The organism is Ruegeria sp. H9 (genome assembly GCF_056532915.1).
The window spans coordinates 350,271-369,913 of record NZ_JBQFNX010000001.1 but is presented as its reverse complement, the minus strand read 5'-3'; the positions used below and the strand labels follow the sequence as shown (position 1 = coordinate 369,913).

Genomic DNA, 19,643 nt, shown 5'->3' with positions numbered 1-19,643 from the left:
GCAATGATAAACCACCTTCAGACCATGACGCTACGCGTTCTGGTTCGGTTTAATTCAAGTTGATCCTTAAGGTAGGACTCTTGGACAAGTGACTGCGGCACACTTTGTGTTCGCCGCTCGACCAATTAGCTTTGTTTAACATGACGCTCTGGAAATCAATGTACTCTAGCATTGAGCTCTTTCATCACAGCTGGTGGCACGATTAAATTCGATCTCCGCGTTCGCGTATACTGATGGTCAGTACTTTGTTCATATCTGATCACGCTGATCCAGGTACCGATTGCACAGGGAGTTGACCGTTGCGTGCAGGATGATGGTAAGTACCGCCAACACAATCAGCGCGGCGAACATCAGGTCGGTTTTGGCACGGCCATTGGCCAACAACATCAGATATCCCAGCCCACCCGACGCTCCGACCCATTCACCGATGACGGCACCGATGGGAGCATAGACAGCAGCCAGACGCAGGCCGCTGGCAAATCCGGGCAGAGCAGATGGAATACGGATGTGCCACATTACTCGGGCGGGCGACGCCCCCATGACCCGAGCCAGATCCAGCCAGTCGCGATTACTGCGCATCAGTGCATCAAAGAAAGACGAAGTGACCGGGAAATAAATGATCAGCAGCGCCATGGCGATTTTGGCCTCGAGCCCGAAGCCAAGCCACAGGGTCAGAATCGGTGCCAGAGCAAAGACGGGGATGGTCTGGGAAAACACCAAAATTGGTCGCACCAGCGCGCGTGCTAGCGCTGAGGCGGCAAGGCCGATGGCCGACAGCCCGCCCAGCACTGCGCCAAGGGCCAGCCCGATCAGCACTTCGGTCGCGGTGACCAGCCCATGCTCCAGCAGAAGGTTGCGGCTGTTCCAAATGGTTTCGGAAACCAGCGCTGGCGGGGGCAAGATAAAACGCGGCAAGCCGGTGGCCCAAACCACCAGTTGCCAAAGCGCTACTGCCATTGCGGTGGCGGCGATACCCGCACGCCAACCTGTCATCGGGCTACCGGGAAGCCTGTCCATGCGGCATCGAAAAAGGCACGCTCAAGGGCGACGGCCTTGCCGAAGGTTGCAGCGACCTCGGCCTGTGCCTGGTCCGAAAGGGTCGACCAGATCGCGTCCAATTGTCCACGTAGGTAGGCGACCACACTTTCGAACCCGTCGCCTGAGTGCAGAGTGATCCATTCCCCCAGCCAGAACGGCAGATCTTCGGCGCGGGCTTCGACCGGGCTGGCCCAATCCAGATAGACCCATTCCGCGACCACCAACACCGCCAGCATCCGCTCGTAGCGCCCGGATGTGCGGGCTTCGTCCATCAGGGCCTGAAACGCCAGGGTTTCGGGTGCGGCTTCGCTTGCCTGGGGCACGTCCAGCGCGTCTAATGCACGCAGGAAGTACGTGTTCTCTGGCCCGCAGATCTGGCCCAGAAAGCGCGCGCCCGGCACAGCATCGGCGAGGTTGGGTGCATGCGCCACTGCTGAGGCCAGCAGACGCACGAAGCCTTCCACGAAAAGGTAATCCTGCTGTAAATAGCCAGCCATTTTGCCGTGATCGAGCGTTCCGGTAGCCAGCGCATTGGTAAAGTCATGTGTCGTGGCCGCTGTCCAGTTGTCCTGGTTCAGCGCCCTGAGAGTTTCGCTTGCGCTCATCTGTCCGTCCTGAGTTGTTGAAGCAGCGCGGCCTGGATGCCCAGCACGCCCGGATCATCAACAGGGCGCGGGATGCTGCCCATTGGAGTTTCGACCGGGTGCAGCCCGTCGCGCGTCATGATCATGATGTTCTGCCCCAGCCGCGCCACTTCGGCCGGGTCATGGGTGATAAGCAGCACCGTACGTCCCTTCAGCAGCTGTGCGGTGAGGTCCTGCATATGCACCCGAGTCAGGGCATCAAGGGCTGAAAATGGTTCGTCCAGCAACACAATGGGGCGGTCTTCCATCAGGGTTCGGGCCAAGGCCACGCGCTGTCTTTGCCCACCGGAGAGCTTTCCCGGTTTCTTGCCCAGATGTGTGCCTAGCCCAACTTGCTCCAGTACCTGCTCGGCCCGGCCCCGATCGAATCTCTCGCCGCGCAATCGTGCCCCTATTGCCACATTGTCGAGCGCTGATAGCCAAGGCAGCAACAAATCACTCTGCGCCATTAAGGCCACCCGCCCGGCCAGCGCGCCACCGTCCGAGGCCCAGATTTCACCGTCCAAAGAAACATGGTCTCCCAGTCCGGCCAGCAGCTTGAGCACTGTGGATTTGCCCACACCACTGGCCCCCAGAAGACAGGTCCACCGCCCTGCATCAAGTCGCAGATCAATGCCGCGCGCGATGGATGTGTCGCCAATCGACAGTGATCCGCGCAGATATAGGGCGGGGGCCGGGCTCATGGCTGCGATGCCATGCCCCAAAAGCCGACCTCAAGCTCGGTCGCCTTGTGGAAGCGGTCGCAAAGATTTGCCCAACGTGGGCAGTTTTGCGGGTCATCCCCGATGCGCCGCGCTACCACGCCATCGATCAGCGCGCCAACATCGCAGCAGACCTGTTGGTAATCTTCCCCGCCATAAGTGTTGATCCAATCGGCATAGGTTTCCGAGGTCTTTGTCGCCGAAAGCTCTGCCCCGATCACACCATAGCCCATGACGCAGGGGGCCAGTGTGGCCAGAAGATCAAGCATATCCCCGGAATGCCCGGCATCCAGTACATAGCGTGTATAGGCAAGATTAGCCTGACGCTCTTGCGTTGCAAAAAGTTCTTCCTCGGAAATCCCAGCCTCGGCGCAGATGCCGATATGCAGGGCAAGCTCGTCATTGATCAGTGCATTCACTGTCCCCGCGGCGAGGCGCATATCCGCGACGGACTCGGCCTTGGTCACCACCAGCGCCCAAGCGCGGGCGAAATGGATCAAAAAAACGTAGTCCTGTTTGAGATAATGCAAAAACGCCGCGCGCGGGAGGGTTCCATCACCCATGCCCCGCACGAATGCGTGGCGGGTATAGGCAGGCCAGGTTTCCCCGGCCGCCGCTCGCCACGCCTCAAATGAGGTGCCGTAGTTCATTGTGCCCCCAGATCGACCGCGATTTTCGATACTGGGCGGGTGCCCTCGACTAGGCCGCTTTTGGCCAGAAATTCCTCGAAGCGGATATAGCGGCCTTCGTCCAGCGCCTCAGGACGCAAGGCAAAGCGGGGTAGGGTGTCGACCCAAGCCTTTGCATTCAGCTCGTCGTCCAGCTCTTCCGCGTAGCTTTTGAAAACCTCCCAGCTTTCATCCGGGTTGTTGACGATGTATTGCGTGGCCAGCTCGGTGGCGCGCAGGAAGCGGCGCACCTTGTCCTTGTCCATCAGCTCAGGGTTGGCGACATAGATCAGCTCGTCATATGTCGGCACGCCTTCTTCTTCGACATAGAAGCATCGGCCTTCGACGCCTTCGATTTCCATCTGATTCAGCTCAAAATTGCGATAGGCACCTATCACCGCATCGACCTGCCCCGACATGACCGAGGGGCTGAGCGAGAAGTTGACGTTGATCATCTCGATCTCGTCCAGCGCGACGCCGTGCTTGCCCAGCATGGCACTCAGCACCGCTTCTTCTACGCCGGCAACTGAGAACCCGATCTTGCCGCCCTTTAGCTGGCTGATTTCCTGGATTGGGCCGTCCTTCAGCGTCAAAAGGCAGCTGAGTGGTGTCGCCACTAACGTGCCGACACGCATCAGCGGCAGACCTTCGGCTACCTGTAGGTGCTGGTTTGGTTGATAGCTCACGGCGATGTCACCCTGCCCGGCGGCTACCAGTTTCGGTGGGGCCGAGGGATCAGCAGGCGGCACAATCTCGACCTCAAGATTCTGGTCTGCGAAATAACCTTTTTGCTGCGCTACGATGATCGGACCGTGATCAGGGTTTACGAACCAATCCAGCAGCAGAGTCATCTTGTCTTGTGCCAGCGCCGGTGTAGCCATCAGCATCGCCGCTACGGTCAGAAAATGTTTCAATTCGGTTTCCTCGTTTCAGTTGTTGTCACCAAGGGCCAGAAGCTTGATTTCGGGCCCGTTTTTCGTGGAAATCCGCATCGCCGCCTGCCAGGCCCGAAGACCGGAACGGCAGGCAAGGATGAGGCGTCTGTTGTTTTGCAAAAGGGGGTCACGCGGATCGATTTCATCGACACTGAGGCGCTGAGCCCCGGCCAGCTCCGGGCCAGTTTCATCTGCGGCGCGTAGGTCGATTACCAGATCGTCGGCCCGAAGCATCTCTTGCGCTATGAAGTCCGGCTCTGGTGCGGGATCCGGCGCGCCGTCAAAGCGAAAACCGCCAAAGCGCATGCTGGTGGCCTCATAGGTCACCAGACGCCCCATTGGCGTAAGGTCCCCGCTCAGCACCGCAACCGCGATCTGCGCTTGCAGACTGCCGATCATACCCACCGTCGGGCCAAGCACGCCATCGGCGTCACAGGAACCCAGCCTTGCAGGCAGATCCGGGAACAGCGCGCGCAGACCCGGAGCCTTGTGGCAGAAGCCCCCGACATAGCCCTCCGAGCCCACCACGCTGGCGCTGATCAGCGGCAAATCGGCATCAAGGCAAACATCCGAGGCCACATAGCTGGCGGCAAAACTGTCGGCACAATCCAGCACCAGATTGATGCCCTGACAAAGTTGCGAGGCATTGGCCGGATCAAAGCGGGTTTCGACCGGTTCGATCCGCACCTCATCATTCAGCGCCATCATTTCACGTGCTGCCACCTGCACTTTGGATTGCCCTATGTCGCGTTCACGGAACAGCGTTTGGCGGTGCAGGTTCGACAGGCTGATCTTGTCAGCATCAACCAAACGGATACGTCCCACACCGGCCCCGACCAGATATTGCAGCACTGGTGCGGCAAGCCCTCCTGCGCCAATCACCAGTACATGCGCGGTGCGCAGGTTTTCCTGCCCCGACGCGCCAAAGCCAAGTACAGCAATCTGGCGTGCATAGCGGCTCATAGGCAGATCCTTAGCCATTCGCGTACACGGGCTTCTGGGTCGTCCTTCAAGGTGATGTCGGTCACGGCGGACACGATGTCGGCCCCGGCGGCGAACGCACCCTGCGCGCGCTCGACCGACATGCCACCTATCGCCACAAGCGGAATAGGTCCGATCCGCGCCTTCCAGTCGGTCAGCTTTTCGACACCCTGCTGGTGCCATTTCATCTTTTTAAGAATGGTCGGATGAACGGGCCCGAGTGCCACATAGTCAGGCCGCAAAGCCAGCGCACGCTTAAGCTCTGCTTCGTCATGGGTTGAGACTCCAAGTTTCAATCCAGCAGCTCGGATCGCGTCAAGGTCAGCGGTATCCAGATCTTCCTGCCCTAGGTGCACCCAGTCGCAGTCTAGCTCAATCGCCAGTTCCCAATAGTCATTGACCACCAACAGCGCGCCGTGGTCGCGGCACAAATCCCGCGCCTCCGCCAACTGCGCGCGCACCGCATCCAGGGGATGTTCCTTGATGCGCAGCTGCACCAACCGCACCCCGAGCGGCAGCATTCGGCGCAGCCATGAGATGTCATCGAAGATCGGGTAGAACGACGGCAAGATCACAACATGGCCTTTCCAAAAACAGGGGTCGAGGGCGCGGCCATGTCGCGTGGTTCCATCGCATCGGCACCGAAGGCCAAAGCCCCCGCTTCGACCGCGCGCGCAAACGCTTCGGCCATCGCCGCCGGATCACCTGCCTTAGCGACCGCCGTGTTCAGCAGCACCGCGTCATAGCCGATTTCGATGGCCTGTGCCGCCTGCGACGGCAGACCCAGCCCTGCATCGACCACCAGAGGCACCTCGGGGAAATGAGCCCGGACCGAGCGCAGGCCGTAGAGATTATTCAGCCCCAATCCGGTGCCGATCGGCGCACCCCAGGGCATCAGTACCCGGCAGCCTGCCTCGATCAGTTTCTCGCACAGCACCAGATCTTCGGTGCAATAGGGGAAGACGTCGAACCCATCGTCGGCAAGGATGCGCGCCGCCTCCACAAGGCCGAACGGGTCGGGCTGCAGAGTGTCGGCATGGCCGATCACCTCAAGCTTGATCCAGTTGGTCTCGAAAAGTTCGCGCGCCATCTGCGCCGTAGTGACCGCTTCGCGTACTGAGTAGCACCCGGCGGTATTGGGCAACACCTCGACACCCAAATCACGGATCAGAGACCAGAAATCCTGCCCGGCCCTTTCACCACCCGCCTCGCGACGCAGCGACACCGTGGTAATGCCTGCGCCCGAACGTCGAAACGCATCGGCGAGCACTGCGGGCGACGGATACTGCGCGGTGCCCAACATCAGGCGCGACGCTATTTCCTTGCCGTAGAATTCCGGCATGTCAGCCCCCCTGCCGCGGCGAAACCAGCTCGATCCGGTCCCCATCGGAAAGCATTTGCGCCGCACGTGTTGATGCCGGAACGAACACCTCGTTCACCGCCGTGGCCAGTTTGTCATTGCCTTTGCCTAGTTCGACCAGAAGATCGGCAAGGCTGGGGCCTTTGGCCTCGACGGCCTCACCATTCACCATCAGTTTCATGTGGTTCTCCCCGGTGTTTTGTGTGCGATTTTCGTGTTTTGGCAGTTCTCGTACCAAAGCGCGGGCTGCGTGCCGCAGGTCACCAGATCTGCCACCATCCCTGCCAACGCCGGAGCAAGCAGATAGCCATGGCGGTACAGCCCGTTCACCATGATGCGATCGTCGAAATGGCGGATGCGTGGCTGATTGTCCGCAAAGGCCGGGCGGGCATCGACTCCGATTTCCAGCAGCTCGGCTTCACCAAAGGCTGGATGCAACGCGTAGGCCGCATTCATTAGTTCCATCACGGATCGCAGGCTTGCGCGGCTGCGCTGCCCACTTTCGATCTGGGTTGCGCCCAACATGAATACGCCATCGCCGCGCGGTACGATGTAGAGCGGGAAACGAGGATGCAGCAGCCGCACGGGACGCGATAGCGACACGTCCGGGCAGCGCACGATGAGCATCTCACCCTTTACCCCGCGCAAATCGCTCAGCCGATCCTGCGCGGCGAGACCACGGCAGTCGATGACCTGACCCAGCGTTTCGCCTGCAGTCAGAAACTCAACGCCCGAAGCCACCAGGTGTGCATGCAACCCGGTCAACATCGGGCGGGGATTGAGATGCGCTTCATTCGCGATGAACAACACCTTGCCGAATTGCTCGGCCAGATGCGGCTCGTGGAGCGCGATGCCCTCGCGGTCCAGCCAATCCACGCCTTCGGCGCGCCGTGCAAACGTCGTCAGCTCGCTCTGATCCCGGCCCAGAGCGACAACCAAGGTACCGTTCCGGGTCACATCCAGACCGAACTGCGCCCCCTGCTTTTGCCACCAATCCGCTGCTTTACGCCCGTGTTCCACAACGGGCTGTTCGGCGACTGCGCCCTCGCATTCCGGCGACAACATGCCCCCGGCCCACCAGCTGCAGGAATGCGTATTCACGGGACCTGCCGGGTCGATCATCCGTACGGAAACACCGCGTGACACCAGCTCGGCTGCAACGCAAAGCCCGGCAACCCCTGCACCCAGTATGGTGACAGCGCTCATGCCCACATCTCGTGAAAATGATGCACCGGGCCGTGGCCTTGTCCAATCTCCAACCCGTCGGCACGTTTTATTGCGGCGTGCAACCAGCCATGCGCCCGCCGCACCGCAGTCTCAAGATCCATGCCCCGCGCAAGGCAGCCCGCAATTGCTGCGGAATAACTGCAGCCAGTACCATGCGTGTTGCGGGTCGCGATCCGCGGTGCCCCCAGCGTGACAACGAACCCCGACTTTGCCAGCACATCAAGGCACTCAATGCCATCGGCATGGCCGCCCTTGATCAGAACCGCCTTAGGACCTAGCGCCAGCAACGGCGCAACCAGTCCGGCACTGTCGCCCTTATGGGTTTGTCCCAGCAGCTTGTCCGCCTCGGGCAGGTTCGGTGTCAGCAGGTCAGCGCGCGGCAGAAGATACTGCTTCAGCGCGGCAATCGCTTGATTTTCAAGCAGGGCGACCCCGGATTTCGCCACCATGACGGGGTCGAGGACGACAGGTCCGGAAAAACCTTCCAATGCACGGGCCACTGTTTCGACCAATGATGGCGTGCCCAGCATTCCGATCTTGATGGCGTCTATGCGGATGTCGTCCAGGACCGCCTTGATCTGAGCCGCGACCACATTGTCGGGTACCGGATGTACTGCGGTCACGTCACAGGTATTCTGCGCGGTTATCGTGGTGACCACGCTGCAACCGAACACGCCCATTGCGCCGAATGATTTAAGATCTGCCTGAATTCCCGCGCCGCCCCCACTGTCGGAACCGGCAATCGTTAATGCTGTCGCAACCATGGCACATCCCTCATTGTCATGGTCAGGATGTGCGTGGAAAGACCCGTAGCCTGCGTTGTGACACGAGTTGTGACACGGGGCGCCCGGTATGCCTGTTTCCTCCGCCGGTCCTAACCGGGTCAGGTTCAATGGGTTTGCAAGTCAGCATCTCAGCCCCGAGGGGCACCCCAACAGATGGTTACCGATTATTGATGAGATCAGGTCTCGTCAACAATTTTGTTGCACACAGTTTGGTGGTTGCGACCTCCCCTTGAGTATTTCGATTAACTCGGGGTTTTGGTGGTGTCGCAAAATGCTGGCGTTTCCAGATGCAATGACCGGAGAACGACACAATAAGACGGGGACATACAGCGCCGAAACCGTGGTCGTTTCATCAGCCCCGCGATCCGAGATCGAAGACAGAAACAGTTTTTTGAGATTCTGTCACAAGTTACTGCTCATAGATGCAGATAGTTGCAGCGCGTGAATTGCGATGGGCAAATTCAGGTCACAAGCCGGCCGACGTCTAATGTCAGGGCGCTCAACTGCCTTGGCCAATTCACCTAACCCGAAAAATGCCCATCGCAATGAAGAGGGCTCAGCCAAGATCTCGCGTGCAGGTCCAAACGACCCTCCAAGACAAATCGTCCAGCCGTAGAAAACCCGCGTTAGAAAGAATCCTTTTTCAGGCCCGAACACCTTTGTGCCCATAAATGAGGCGGTGAAATTCAATAACAATGGCTCGAATGCCCGACAGGTCCGCATTCCTCAAGAAATCCAGTTCCGCCCCCTCAATATCCATCACAAGAACCGTCGGAGCGAACTCTCGTTTCACCGCTTCGAAGTCCGCTTTAGCTACGCGCACTGATTTTGTTGATTCACCTTCATTATCAAAAACTGAAGACCCTAGATATGAAGCGTCAATATGAAACGGAATAGAGTCGGGATCCTTTGGATTGGCGCTTAGTATCGCATTCCGGACTTCGATCCGGTCTGAAAGCCCATTTAGGGCATGTAAACGACGGATGTGTGGAATTGGATTTGGATTGGCTTCAAAACTGAGAATAGCCTCTGGTTTGTTCTCGAGCGCGACAACACCACTCACGATACCCAGCCCGGCGCCCATTTCCAGAATACGATCCTCAGGTTGAACGACGCTCAAAGCGCCATCCATTTCCCAGCTTTCATAATTGTCCTGCTCGATCAGATTCATGATCGTCTCGTCCAGAAATGGCGATGAAGGTATCTTCAATCCACGGTACTGGATCGCAACATCAGGGTTCGTTTCGGTCATTCTTGCTCCATTCCAAGGATGAGCCGTCGGTAGAGCATGTTTTGCATAAGGTCAGACTATTTGCATCAAACATCATGTCGGTAATCTCGCATAGAGGTCCGAGATATTCGTCTTCAGAACCTCGTTGAACCACTCAACCGACAAGTCAAACTCGTGGTCATGATAATAAGTATCCAAACGCCGGAAAGGGCGGACCTGCACATCATCGAGAAGACCATTACCCCTTAGTCTTTCTTCGGTGTCCTTGTCGTATTTTCAGATAATGTCATGAAGCTCTTGAACAGCGTTCATAGACGATAAATATTTCAGGAATTGGACCTGTTCATAGCAGAAATCGTTGCTGCCCTTCGGTGATTCATATGTGCGCATATCATGATATCTCAGCAATTTGAGCATCCAGTGGATTTCGGTCAGTCCGTCAAGGTGACAAATGACCGATTGTTGAGAAACATATCGCTTGATGTTAGCTCTCCACCGCTGTGGCGCATGAACACCCAATTTGATGTTCTTCCCCGTTCGGGTGGCGCTTTTTCCGAAACGATGCGCACAAAATCCTCTGTCGCTGTACTTGAGTCGTTCTTCTCCGAATAAGCTTCGGGCGACATAGCCGCGGGTGTGCTTAGGCTTCAGTATAAGACCACCAAATAGTCCGGGTGTGGTGTCCTCGGTTGAAAACACACGCTCGCCATTAGGAATTGAAATCGTATCAACATCCGAGGGCAGGTCAGCAAGCTCTTGTGCAAAATCATCGGCTTGCAGATACTCATCCGCATCGAGGAAAAGCATCCAATCGACTTTTGCTTCTCGATAGGCTTTTGTCGCTATCAGCCTTTGGCGTCTGAAACTGTTTTCTGGATAAGTACAGTCCCAGTTCCTTCGAACAAACGTGTCATCCATCACTTCAACGCGACAGTTCGGTATCTGAGCCAGAAGTTGCCGCGCTTTCGGATCATCACCATCCAGAAAGATAAAGATCTCTTGCGCGCCGAGTGACGCATAATAGGAAGCAAATATAGCCACCAGCTCTGGCGGCTCTTTGACCATGGTAACGACACTCCAGGTGGCCATCTTCAAAGGAGTCCTGTGTTTGGGAAGAGCCAAATTCGCTGATTGCACGTCTTTAGAGTCACCGGCTTCCTCTATTGCCCAGTAAGTCTGGATTTGTGGCAACCTTGATCGGTGAATTTTCCGCCTTAAGCAAGAGCATCCTGAGGTCTTATTGGACGATCCGATTTAAGACAGTTTGGGTGATCTTGCGACCTTTGTCGGGGAGGACTGAGAAAACTGGACCAAAGTTGAGGTAACCAAACAATTACTGCTTATTGCGAGCCCCTAAAGTTTGATCTTTACCGCTCGTTCTTTTTCGCGAAACACAAAGGTGCGAGAATTCTGACTAACGGACCTGCGCTACAAACAGTTCATATTGGACGGTTGGGTCACCATCACAATTTCGCTTGTATCGGGATCATTAAACCAGTGGATCGAATACCGGAGCCATGCTAATGCGGAGCAAGCGAAAAATATAACGGGCATCGATCCAGAATGGATATTTCTCCAGTAATTTCATCGTTTTGGCATGGATCCAGTCTGACTTTTTTCGAGCAACTCTGCCTCAAAAGCTTTGTGGATCACGGCCATAAGGTCAAGTTGTACTCTTTGAATGAAATCACGAATACGCCACCGGGCGTTGAAAATGCGGATGCACGTATTTTCTTACCTGACCACCTGAAAATATGGCGAAACGAAAAGCGAAACAGCGCTTATGCCCCGTTGTCGGACTTTTTCAGGATCAACATGCTTCGGGAATCCGACGAAATCTGGATGGATTGCGATATGTTGTGTATGCAGCCGATCCCCGACATTCCGTATATTTTCGCAAAAGAGAAACGCTATTTTAACAATGCGGCTCTCCGGCTGCCGCACAGTTCTCCAACATTGCAGGGTATGCATGACTTTATGAACGGGTCCGAGATCGTGATCCCCAATGACTGGCCGTGGAAAAAGAATATTGATGTTTCCATCGGCAAGTCCAATGAAGACGGCTCTTTCTCGGTACCGTTGGAAAACCTGTCGCAGCTGCCATTTTATACGTTCGGGCCTCAGGCTATCTCGTATTTTCTGGGCAAAAACACTGAAGTTAAACACGCCCTGCCACCCGAGTCATTCTATTCCCAAGAACCTACGGCCATGCGCTTGAATTATTTTCGGCCGCGGTTTTCCCGCATATCGCTCGATGAAAACGCGTTGGGGGTTCATCACATTGGCGGCTCAAGCATGCGCAAGAAATACAATATGGACGGTGGGTTTCCTTTGCCGCATCCCAACAGCCAGGTCGCCAAGCTATGCAAGAAACATGACATCGATCCCTCTAAGGCGATGCCACAGGATGTGCTGAAGTCTGTTGACCAAGACTAAAGTGTCCGGGCAAGTCAAAAGCGCCAGTCTGTGTCCAATTTTCGGACGATCGCAATCAATAACACTAGGTGTCATCTGCTAATACCGTAGTGCCAAGTTGTTTGGCGGACGGTTTCCCAACCGGCCATTGCATTGAGTACAACGGACAATAACTTGGCAATCAAAGTAGTGGCGGTCGCTTCAGGCAAGGATGATAAACTGCGACGCTGTCAACATATTCGATTGTCTTTCTACGGATAGAGCCTTTACTTTTTCTGGCGTAGAAATTTCACTACGATTACTTGCAGCGGCGCAGGTACGGCCATATCAGAATACTGGGGTGAATAGGGCCGAATGTTATGAAGCCCGAACACAGATCTTGGATTAATCTGGGGTCCAGTTTATGGGATAGGCGAATGTCAAAGAAGCTGGCTACAGATCACAAGGATATTCGCCGATCATCTATCCCGGCCTTTAACACCAGAAGACCGACTAAAAGCATGTCTTTGTCGACCCGGTCGCTCTGACCGGGTGTGAACAAAGATGTCTACGCTTAACGATAATGATCTGAACCAACCTCCTCAGCCTGATCAAGGATGGTCACGTGAACTTGTTGCACTTGAGCGGGCTATCGTGGTTCCGCCCGCAGTCTCCGATACGGTGCAGGAAGCCGGTGTTCTGACTGAAGACCGGGAATATTGCGCGCATGGGGCGCTTTGGCGGGGAAAGCGTGCCATGACCACCCAACCGGTATCGCCAACAGTCCCTTTGCCGCAATTGTCAGGTCGCTGGCTTTATGCCGGGCTGTTATGGGTACACTTTGGTCATTTCCTGGCTGAAAGCACCGCACGTCTTTGGCCGTTGCCGGCAATCGCGAAGGATATTGATGGGGTCCTCTTTACCCCCAAGCGACCCGCCAATGGGGATGAAACACGCCCTATGCAGCATAATTTTTTTACGCTTCTGGGTATTGATCTTCCAATCAAAGTGGTGACCGAGCCAACTCAGATAGAATATCTGCATGTGCCCGGTCAGGGGTTTGGGCTGGGCCCGATTGTGGCGGGAACGCCTGAATATCGTGCCTTGATCCATCAAAATTTTGGCGCCGACGTTCCCCCTGATGGGCCGGAGCGGCTTTATATCTCGCGCGCAGGTCTTGGAATACGGCGGGGTGGCGTTATCGGAGAAGAGTTTCTCGAAGAGAATTTGCGCCAGAACGGGTACGAGATTTTCTATCCGGAACAACACCCGATGGAAAAGCAGATCGCGCGTTACAAAGCCGCCCGTCAGATCGTTGCACTAGACGGGTCGGCACTGCATCTTTTTGCTCTGGTAGGCCGTCCAGATCAGCAGGTTGCAATGATCCCGCGCCGCACTTCTTCGGTGCATCACAATATCTCAGCTCAGCTAGCGGCCTTTTGCGGGCAAGAGCCTTTAGTCGCCAATGCCATTCGCACCGATTGGGTATTGGCTTCGCGCGGTCGTCCCAACCGCCATTCACTTGGAGAGCTTGACATGTCCAGATTGCATAAAATGCTTGCCGATGCAGGATTTGTCTCACCTGATCTGGCCTGGGAAGAAATGTTCTGGCGGCAGCGGCGGCGAACCATCCGAAAACTGGAAAAAGCCCTTGGCGACCAGCTGGTTCCCATCCATCAAGAGCCCGCTGACTAATGCAGCTAATCCTGGATATACGCGACACAGCTCGGGATCAGGCGCGCCAAGCCAATGGGGTTGCGTCTGTTTTGAGTATCGATAATGCGGATTTGCAGCAGCAACTGGTTACGTTTGCGCAGATTACACGGCGAAGACGTGCAAAGGCCGAGCCGCCCGAATTTTTGCCCGCACTCGCTAGTGCGATTGCTAATGAGCGACCGTGGTTCATGCTTTTGGCCATGCCAGGGCTAGCAGAAAACCTCACCACGGAAGTCTCTGTTAGTCGAGTCCACGAAGTTTTGGGGCAATTGGCGGCCGACATCCTGATTTTGACTGATCTTGATTCAGGATCTGATCGCGCCAGAATTTGGGCCACACAATTTGGGGCCGATGCGATAGTTAACCGGATTGACTGGCCAGATGATCTGACTGCGCAGCCTCCTGCATTCTCTACCCTGGCCTCCTCTGCAAAAGAAGAATCCACTCCAAAAGAAGTGCTGCCATTTGCCCGTCGCTTCTTGCCGCGCAATGACCTGACCAGTTTTGATGAAAGTCAACCCATGGGTGACACGGTGCCGGTGGACCTAAGGCCGCCAGAGGGTACCAGCGGCACGGTGCTGATCGGTTGCATGAAAAACGAAGGCCCTTTCCTATTGGAATGGATTGCATACCATCAATCGATCGGTGTGCATCACTTTGTTATCTATACCAATGGCTGCGAGGATGGCACGGATCTGATGCTAGATGCGCTGGCCAAAACCGGTCTGGTCACGCATGTCGACAACAACAAATGGAAGGGCAATTCCCCGCAACAGTGGGCTCTGAACCAGTCTGCAAAGCTCAAGGTGGTCAAACGTGCCGATTGGGTTATTCATATTGATGTGGATGAGTTTATCAACATCCGCTTTGGTAACGGGACACTGCCGGAACTTTATAAGCGCCTGCCCGAGGGGGTCAGCAATATTGCAATGACCTGGCGGCAATTTGGGTCGGCCGGGATAAAGACCTACGAGGACAGGCCGGTCCTGGCGCAATTTGACCGATGCGCTGCGTCATATCTGCCCAAACCGCATACCGCTTGGGGCTTCAAGACCGCCACCAGGAATATTCGTGCCTATCGTAAACTAAGCTGTCACCGGCCCAATAAGCTGAAAGAAGCAAAAGCCGAACAGGTGCTATGGGTCAATGGATCGGGTCAGGATATCACGCACAAAGTGGCAAAGAATGGCTGGAGATCCGATATCAAGACCATCGGTTATGAACTGGTCCAGCTAAACCACTACGCACTAAGATCTGCGCAGTCTTTCTTGGTCAAGCGTCAACGCGGACGGGCCCTGCATGTGGATCGCACTGTCGGGCGCAACTATTGGATACGGATGGATTGGAACCAGTATCAGGACGTCACTATCCAACGCAACCTGGCCAGATTGTCAGTGGCGATGGAAGCGTTGCTAGACGTTCCTCAGATTGCGCAGCTACACGAAAAAGCCGTCGCCTGGCACCGGGCTAAGATTGAGTTTTTGATGGATGAGCCCGAGTTTCGCAACCTTTATGACGAGATCACCAGCATCGAACTTGAGGATTTGCAACGGATCCGCGCCATCATAGATGCGGATATGCATAGCTGACTTGTCCTGCCGCGATGAACAGATTCATAGAACGGCCCCGGCTGTCGCAGATAGCGCGCGGCTTGATATTCATTCGCCAACTAAAAGACCGCCGATAACCAAAAGTTGGTGAATAACCCTTCAAAGTCTTAGCGAGAGACATGACATGCCGCCATCCAGCTTGGCGCAATCGGTGTTGTCAATTTCTACGATCTCATACCCTTCACGATCCAACATGTCTGCTGTGCGCGAGAAGCCTGCGGCCATCAGCACCAGATTGTTGAAGCGGATCGCGTTGGCAGCAGCTTCTTCCCCATCAGCAACATGAAGCACTCGGTAGCCCTCAAAGCAGCCTGATGCATCAAGTCTTCGGGTAGACAGGATTGTTTCGGCATCCATCAGTGAACAATCTGTCTTGAAGTGCAAAACGCCTTCCGGTGTAAACACTTCGCGCAGTTTGTGGCCCCACGCGGAGGTGATTTTAGACAGCTCGGCGACACCTTCAGCGTCCGTGCGGTCTGATCTGCCCACCAAAATTTCGCGACCGGTTACAAGAATATCTCCGCCCTCGATATGGCCGGGGCCGTTGATTTCCAGAACCGTCTCGTAGCAAGCGCGAAGATTTGGCGCCATTTCTGCCACCTCACCCATCCGCGATGGTGCGCCTGGCCGCATCAGCACAGCGCCTTGCGGCAGGCAAAGGGCCGTATCCTCGACAAACTGCGCGTCGGGGAACGCGTCGAGGGGATCAAGTTCGATTACTTCAGCCCCGGTGCTTTTCAGTGCAGCCACGTAAGCCTTATGTGCCGCCATCATCCCTTCGAAATCGGGGTTTCCAATATCCTTTGCACGCAAACCGCCGGCAATGGTCGCAGCCGGGCGGCGGGTGATTGCGCGGGAGAACTCAAAGGTCGGGTCTGACATGTTTCAATCTTTCTGAGGTTCACATTTCGGAGCGATGACTTCGATCATTGCAGGCCCATCTAAAGCGACAGTTTCGCGCAACGCCTGCGCGACAGCCTGTGGTTCGGCCGGAACCTTGGTGAATGGAATGCCAAAAGACTTGGCTGATGCAGAAAAATTCGGGGGCGAAGGATCACAACCTATGACGGTCACACCCACATCCCGCATCGACGCGGCAATTTCCTGATATCCATGATTGTTCCAGATCACGAAGGTGACCGGCAGGTTTTCATCTGCTGCGGCCATGATTTCAGGCAATGAAAACTGTGCACCTCCATCGCCGACAATGCAGATCGCCCTTGCTGTCGGATCGGCGATCGACGCGCCGATGGCAGCGGGTATCCCGTAGCCGAGCGCGCCATATCCCGTTGCTGCGTTGAACCAACCTCCGGCCCGGTCGTGGTCGTAGAAAAGATTGCCGGCATAAATTGGTTGGGTTGAGTCTCCGACCATCAATGCATTCGGAACTGCCGAGCGAATGGCGTTCAGGATTTCGACCTGATGGCGATAGTCCGGACCAATTTCCTCCCAGGCGGCGCGGCGTGTTTTGCTGGCGCGTTCGGCACCGTCGTCTTGCTTTGCCTCATTGGACAATGCCCCAAACAGCGCCGGTACAACCAAATTGACGTCACCTTGAATGGTAAGCGCTGCCTCATGTCGCGCCAGTTGATCGCTGCAGCGATCCACCCGGATCAGGCCTGACCTTCCTGCAAATTGTTCGGTGGCGTACATGTCATAGTCGGTTGGCCCCAATTCGGTTCCCAAAGCCAAAACGCAATCAGCGCTTTCTATCAGCTCGCGTACTGCTTTGAGGCTGGGGCTGGCCGGAACGGTCAGTGGATGTCCGTGCATCAGGCCCCGTGCGTTGACGGTTTGCACGACGGGGGCATCGAGAGTTTCAGCCAATGTCTGTAAATCGGTTTCCGCTTTTTTCGCGCCACCACCCGCCAGAATGACAACTCTATTTGCTTCAGCCAGTTGCCTTGCCGCTTGTGAGATTAAGTCTGGATTGACCGGGGGTGCTGGATCGAGCGTCTCGACTGGTGTTTTTTGATATTTTTCTGCTGCTACATCCAACGGGACCTCTATATGCACCGGCCCTGGGCGACCGTTGGTAAGGTCGTGAAAAACACGGTCCAAGACCGGGTCCAGAGCGTTGGAGTCGGGAACTTGTTCTGACACCAACGCAACTGTTCTGGCCAGCCCCAGTTGGTCTGGCAATTCATGCAGATGTCCCAAGCCCTTGCCAAGTGAAGCGGTTTTATTGACACCAGAGACCACCAACATCGGAATTGAATCAGCGCGCGCCTGCGCCATCGGTGTCAAGGTGTTGGTCAATCCGGGGCCGGTGATCACAAAGGTCACACCCGGTTTCCCCGAAACACGCGCGTAGCCATCAGCCATGAAACCAGCACCCTGTTCATGCCTGGGCGTGATATGACGAATGCCCGAAGCCGCAAGACCGCGGTAAAGTTCGACCGTGTGAACGCCCGGAATTCCGAAGACGCAGGTCACATCTCTTTGGCGAAGCTTGGCAACCAAAGCTTCACCGATTGTCATTCCGCTCATGCAACCTCGCGTGATTTGCTGTTGGCGTGATCAATGATGCGAGAAACCGCTTTGGCAAAATCGGCGTCACTAATCGTCAGCGCGACCCGGACCCAGTCTTTCAGACCGTTGCCAAAGGCGGACCCTGGCATGACAGCCACCCCGGCCTGCAACAGATCCCACGCATAATCTTCGCCATCAAACCCGGTGGCAGAAACGTTGATGAGGGCGAACATTCCCGCCTCTGGGCGATGAACCGTCAAATCCGTTTCTGCTTCAAGACGATCGGCCAGCAGGGTGGCGCGGCCAGAGAAGCGAGCGGCCATGCCGGGGGCAACCTCGGACCCGTCGCGGATTGCCTTTTCGGTCATGTCCGCGATGAAGGGCTGATTGCCAAAGAGCATTGTTTCGGAATACGGCAGCAGCGCTTCACAAAACGCTGCTGGTCCGACACACCAACCGCTACGAAACCCTGGGGCAGCATGTGATTTCGAGATGGATGATACACCTACGACACGATCCGCCAGTTTCGGGTCTGCCAATGGTGAAGCAAATTCGGCCTCGTCAAAGATCAGTTCTTCATAGACCTCGTCCGAGATGATCCATAAATCGTGCGCCATGGCGAGCTGCCCGATTTCGGCAATTTCCGCGGTAGTCAGAATTGCACCTGTCGGGTTGTGTGGCGTTGTCAGAAGAATGGCGCGGCTGCGTGGAGTGATGCGTGCAGCAATATCTTCGGCTTGCATGCGAAACCCGTGCTCTGGCCGAAGCGGCACAGGCACCATATCCGCCCCGGATGCACGCACGACTCCTTCGTATGTCGCGTACATCGGATCACCAACCAAAACCTCGTCTCCGGCCTCTGCAATCCCGGACATCACTGCGAAAAGGGCGGTTTGCGTCCCGGGAAAGCACAAAAAGTTCTCGGGTCCGAAGGGCCGCCCACGAGAGGCTGAATAGCGAGAAGCAAGCGCGTCAAGCAGTCCGGCTTCACCGCGCCCGTTGGAATACCCTGTCCGTTGTGCCCGCAAGGAGGTTACGGTGGCTTCTACCAATGCGGCTGGCACGGGCACATCCGGTTCTCCAATCGTCATTTCGACGATATCCGCTCCGGCTTTGATAAGGTCACGTGCTTTCAGGTGTACACCCCATTTGGCACCACCCAACCCCGCTAAACGCACAGTCACAGATGTTGTCTTCATGGCTGCTCCGCCTCTTTGTTTAATGGTATCCCTAAGATGGCGCTTACCGAGTCCAAGCCGATCTGCGCCAATTGCCCTTCGGAAAACGCGTCCGGAAGCGCACCACCTTCCAGCCAAAGGCCGTCGATTACCGCGTTGCAAGCAATGGCCAGTTGCGTTGCCTCCGTTGCAGCAACTGAACGTCCGGTTTCCAGCAATGCGGCGACGATCAGCTCCTCGAGGTGACCCCGGAAATAGTTATAGGTCTGCTGGTGAATGCGCTGCATTTTTGAATCATGTTGCACCTTGTTCAGAAAGCTGGCCCACAACGCCACGGCGCTTGGATCAACGATTGGTGGTCGCAGCGATGCGTCAACGAAGTTGGTCAACTGAGATACCGCGCTTCCCATTCCTGACGAAGCTGCTGTCTGATCGGTTAGCGTATTCATGTGGTGCTCATACGCCGCCTGGACCAACTCTTCCTTTGAAGAGAAATAATGACGGATCAACCCTTGGGTCACGTTCGCGCGGGCTGCAATCTCACGCACCGTGGCACCGCGGACGCCCATCTCGACGATCAGGTCCAAAGTCGCCAATATCAGCGCCTCGCGCCGAAACTCAGCAGACTCACGTTTAAATTTGCGGCTGTCGTCCTGCACGTCAGTGTCATCCATGGCATGGAGTTATTATACACTTGCATAAT

The 19,643-nt window shown here is 56.0% G+C and carries 20 protein-coding genes and 1 riboswitch; of the genes, 3 read left to right on the top strand and 17 right to left on the bottom strand.

Features of this window, described 5'->3' with window-relative positions; translation table 11 throughout:
* Window positions 1-249 precede the first annotated feature (249 nt).
* The 13 genes from ACR0CZ_RS01685 to ACR0CZ_RS01625 form a co-directional block, all read right to left on the bottom strand.
* A complete protein-coding gene (locus tag ACR0CZ_RS01685; protein WP_170394167.1) occupies window positions 250-993 on the bottom strand; it encodes an ABC transporter permease in 744 nt (247 codons plus the stop codon).
* Window positions 990-1,643, bottom strand: a complete 654-nt coding sequence (locus ACR0CZ_RS01680) for a TenA family protein (RefSeq protein WP_170394170.1) — start codon at window positions 1,641-1,643, stop codon at window positions 990-992. The genes ACR0CZ_RS01685 and ACR0CZ_RS01680 overlap by 4 nt, the downstream gene beginning before the upstream one ends.
* Window positions 1,640-2,365, bottom strand: coding sequence for an ABC transporter ATP-binding protein (locus ACR0CZ_RS01675; RefSeq protein WP_170394172.1), 726 nt, complete (start codon window positions 2,363-2,365; stop codon window positions 1,640-1,642). Before ACR0CZ_RS01675 ends, ACR0CZ_RS01680 begins: the two co-directional genes overlap by 4 nt.
* Entirely contained in the window at window positions 2,362-3,033 is a 672-nt protein-coding gene (gene tenA / locus ACR0CZ_RS01670; protein WP_170394174.1) for a thiaminase II, read from the bottom strand. Before tenA ends, ACR0CZ_RS01675 begins: the two co-directional genes overlap by 4 nt.
* On the bottom strand, window positions 3,030-3,938 hold the full coding sequence (locus ACR0CZ_RS01665; RefSeq protein WP_480454117.1) for an ABC transporter substrate-binding protein: 909 nt from the start codon (window positions 3,936-3,938) through the stop codon (window positions 3,030-3,032). Before ACR0CZ_RS01665 ends, tenA begins: the two co-directional genes overlap by 4 nt.
* A gap of 42 nt (window positions 3,939-3,980) precedes the next feature.
* The gene (locus ACR0CZ_RS01660) at window positions 3,981-4,949 is read right to left on the bottom strand and encodes a HesA/MoeB/ThiF family protein (protein WP_170395061.1); all 969 of its coding nucleotides are present in this window, start codon (window positions 4,947-4,949) and stop codon (window positions 3,981-3,983) included.
* Window positions 4,946-5,542, bottom strand: a complete 597-nt coding sequence (locus ACR0CZ_RS01655; protein WP_170465689.1) for a thiamine phosphate synthase — start codon at window positions 5,540-5,542, stop codon at window positions 4,946-4,948. The genes ACR0CZ_RS01660 and ACR0CZ_RS01655 overlap by 4 nt, the downstream gene beginning before the upstream one ends.
* The gene (locus ACR0CZ_RS01650; RefSeq protein WP_170394180.1) at window positions 5,539-6,309 is read right to left on the bottom strand and encodes a thiazole synthase; all 771 of its coding nucleotides are present in this window, start codon (window positions 6,307-6,309) and stop codon (window positions 5,539-5,541) included. Before ACR0CZ_RS01650 ends, ACR0CZ_RS01655 begins: the two co-directional genes overlap by 4 nt.
* A 1-nt stretch (window position 6,310) precedes the next feature.
* Entirely contained in the window at window positions 6,311-6,508 is a 198-nt protein-coding gene (thiS, locus tag ACR0CZ_RS01645) for a sulfur carrier protein ThiS (protein ID WP_170394182.1), read from the bottom strand.
* Window positions 6,505-7,533, bottom strand: a complete 1,029-nt coding sequence (locus tag ACR0CZ_RS01640) for an FAD-dependent oxidoreductase (RefSeq protein ID WP_170394184.1) — start codon at window positions 7,531-7,533, stop codon at window positions 6,505-6,507. Before ACR0CZ_RS01640 ends, thiS begins: the two co-directional genes overlap by 4 nt.
* A complete protein-coding gene (gene thiD / locus ACR0CZ_RS01635) occupies window positions 7,530-8,318 on the bottom strand; it encodes a bifunctional hydroxymethylpyrimidine kinase/phosphomethylpyrimidine kinase (protein ID WP_170465692.1) in 789 nt (262 codons plus the stop codon). Before thiD ends, ACR0CZ_RS01640 begins: the two co-directional genes overlap by 4 nt.
* 79 nt (window positions 8,319-8,397) lie before the next feature.
* Window positions 8,398-8,498, bottom strand: a riboswitch (TPP riboswitch).
* 484 nt (window positions 8,499-8,982) lie between these two features.
* Window positions 8,983-9,591: an FkbM family methyltransferase gene (locus ACR0CZ_RS01630; RefSeq protein ID WP_480537120.1), complete on the bottom strand. Its 609-nt coding sequence runs from the start codon at window positions 9,589-9,591 to the stop codon at window positions 8,983-8,985.
* Window positions 9,592-9,846: 255 nt separating this feature from the next.
* A complete protein-coding gene (locus ACR0CZ_RS01625; RefSeq protein ID WP_170394189.1) occupies window positions 9,847-10,659 on the bottom strand; it encodes a glycosyltransferase family 2 protein in 813 nt (270 codons plus the stop codon).
* A 474-nt stretch (window positions 10,660-11,133) separates the two neighbouring features.
* Here ACR0CZ_RS01625 and ACR0CZ_RS01620 point away from each other — a divergent pair, with 474 nt between their 5' ends.
* The 3 genes from ACR0CZ_RS01620 (at window position 11,134) to ACR0CZ_RS01610 (ending at window position 15,269) form a co-directional block, all read left to right on the top strand.
* Window positions 11,134-12,006 carry a glycosyltransferase family 32 protein gene (locus tag ACR0CZ_RS01620; protein WP_480537121.1) on the top strand — a complete coding sequence of 291 codons (873 nt, stop codon included), beginning with the start codon at window positions 11,134-11,136 and terminating at the stop codon, window positions 12,004-12,006.
* Between the two features lie 522 nt (window positions 12,007-12,528).
* Entirely contained in the window at window positions 12,529-13,659 is a 1,131-nt protein-coding gene (locus tag ACR0CZ_RS01615; RefSeq protein WP_170611817.1) for a glycosyltransferase family 61 protein, read from the top strand.
* Window positions 13,660-13,751: 92 nt separating this feature from the next.
* Window positions 13,752-15,269, top strand: coding sequence for a glycosyltransferase family 2 protein (locus ACR0CZ_RS01610; RefSeq protein ID WP_480537122.1), 1,518 nt, complete (start codon window positions 13,752-13,754; stop codon window positions 15,267-15,269).
* Window positions 15,270-15,389: 120 nt separating this feature from the next.
* Here ACR0CZ_RS01610 and ACR0CZ_RS01605 read toward each other — a convergent pair whose 3' ends face one another.
* The 4 genes from ACR0CZ_RS01605 to ACR0CZ_RS01590 are packed head-to-tail and all read right to left on the bottom strand — an operon-like array spanning window position 15,390 to window position 19,614.
* The gene (locus ACR0CZ_RS01605; protein WP_170663437.1) at window positions 15,390-16,172 is read right to left on the bottom strand and encodes an arginine deiminase family protein; all 783 of its coding nucleotides are present in this window, start codon (window positions 16,170-16,172) and stop codon (window positions 15,390-15,392) included.
* 3 nt (window positions 16,173-16,175) lie between these two features.
* Window positions 16,176-17,780 (bottom strand): 5-guanidino-2-oxopentanoate decarboxylase, encoded by a 1,605-nt coding sequence (locus tag ACR0CZ_RS01600; protein WP_170732672.1) that lies wholly within the window; start codon window positions 17,778-17,780, stop codon window positions 16,176-16,178.
* Window positions 17,777-18,961, bottom strand: coding sequence for a pyridoxal phosphate-dependent aminotransferase (locus ACR0CZ_RS01595; protein WP_480537123.1), 1,185 nt, complete (start codon window positions 18,959-18,961; stop codon window positions 17,777-17,779). The genes ACR0CZ_RS01600 and ACR0CZ_RS01595 overlap by 4 nt, the downstream gene beginning before the upstream one ends.
* Window positions 18,958-19,614, bottom strand: coding sequence for a TetR/AcrR family transcriptional regulator (locus ACR0CZ_RS01590; RefSeq protein ID WP_480502986.1), 657 nt, complete (start codon window positions 19,612-19,614; stop codon window positions 18,958-18,960). The genes ACR0CZ_RS01595 and ACR0CZ_RS01590 overlap by 4 nt, the downstream gene beginning before the upstream one ends.
* Window positions 19,615-19,643: the final 29 nt, after the last annotated feature.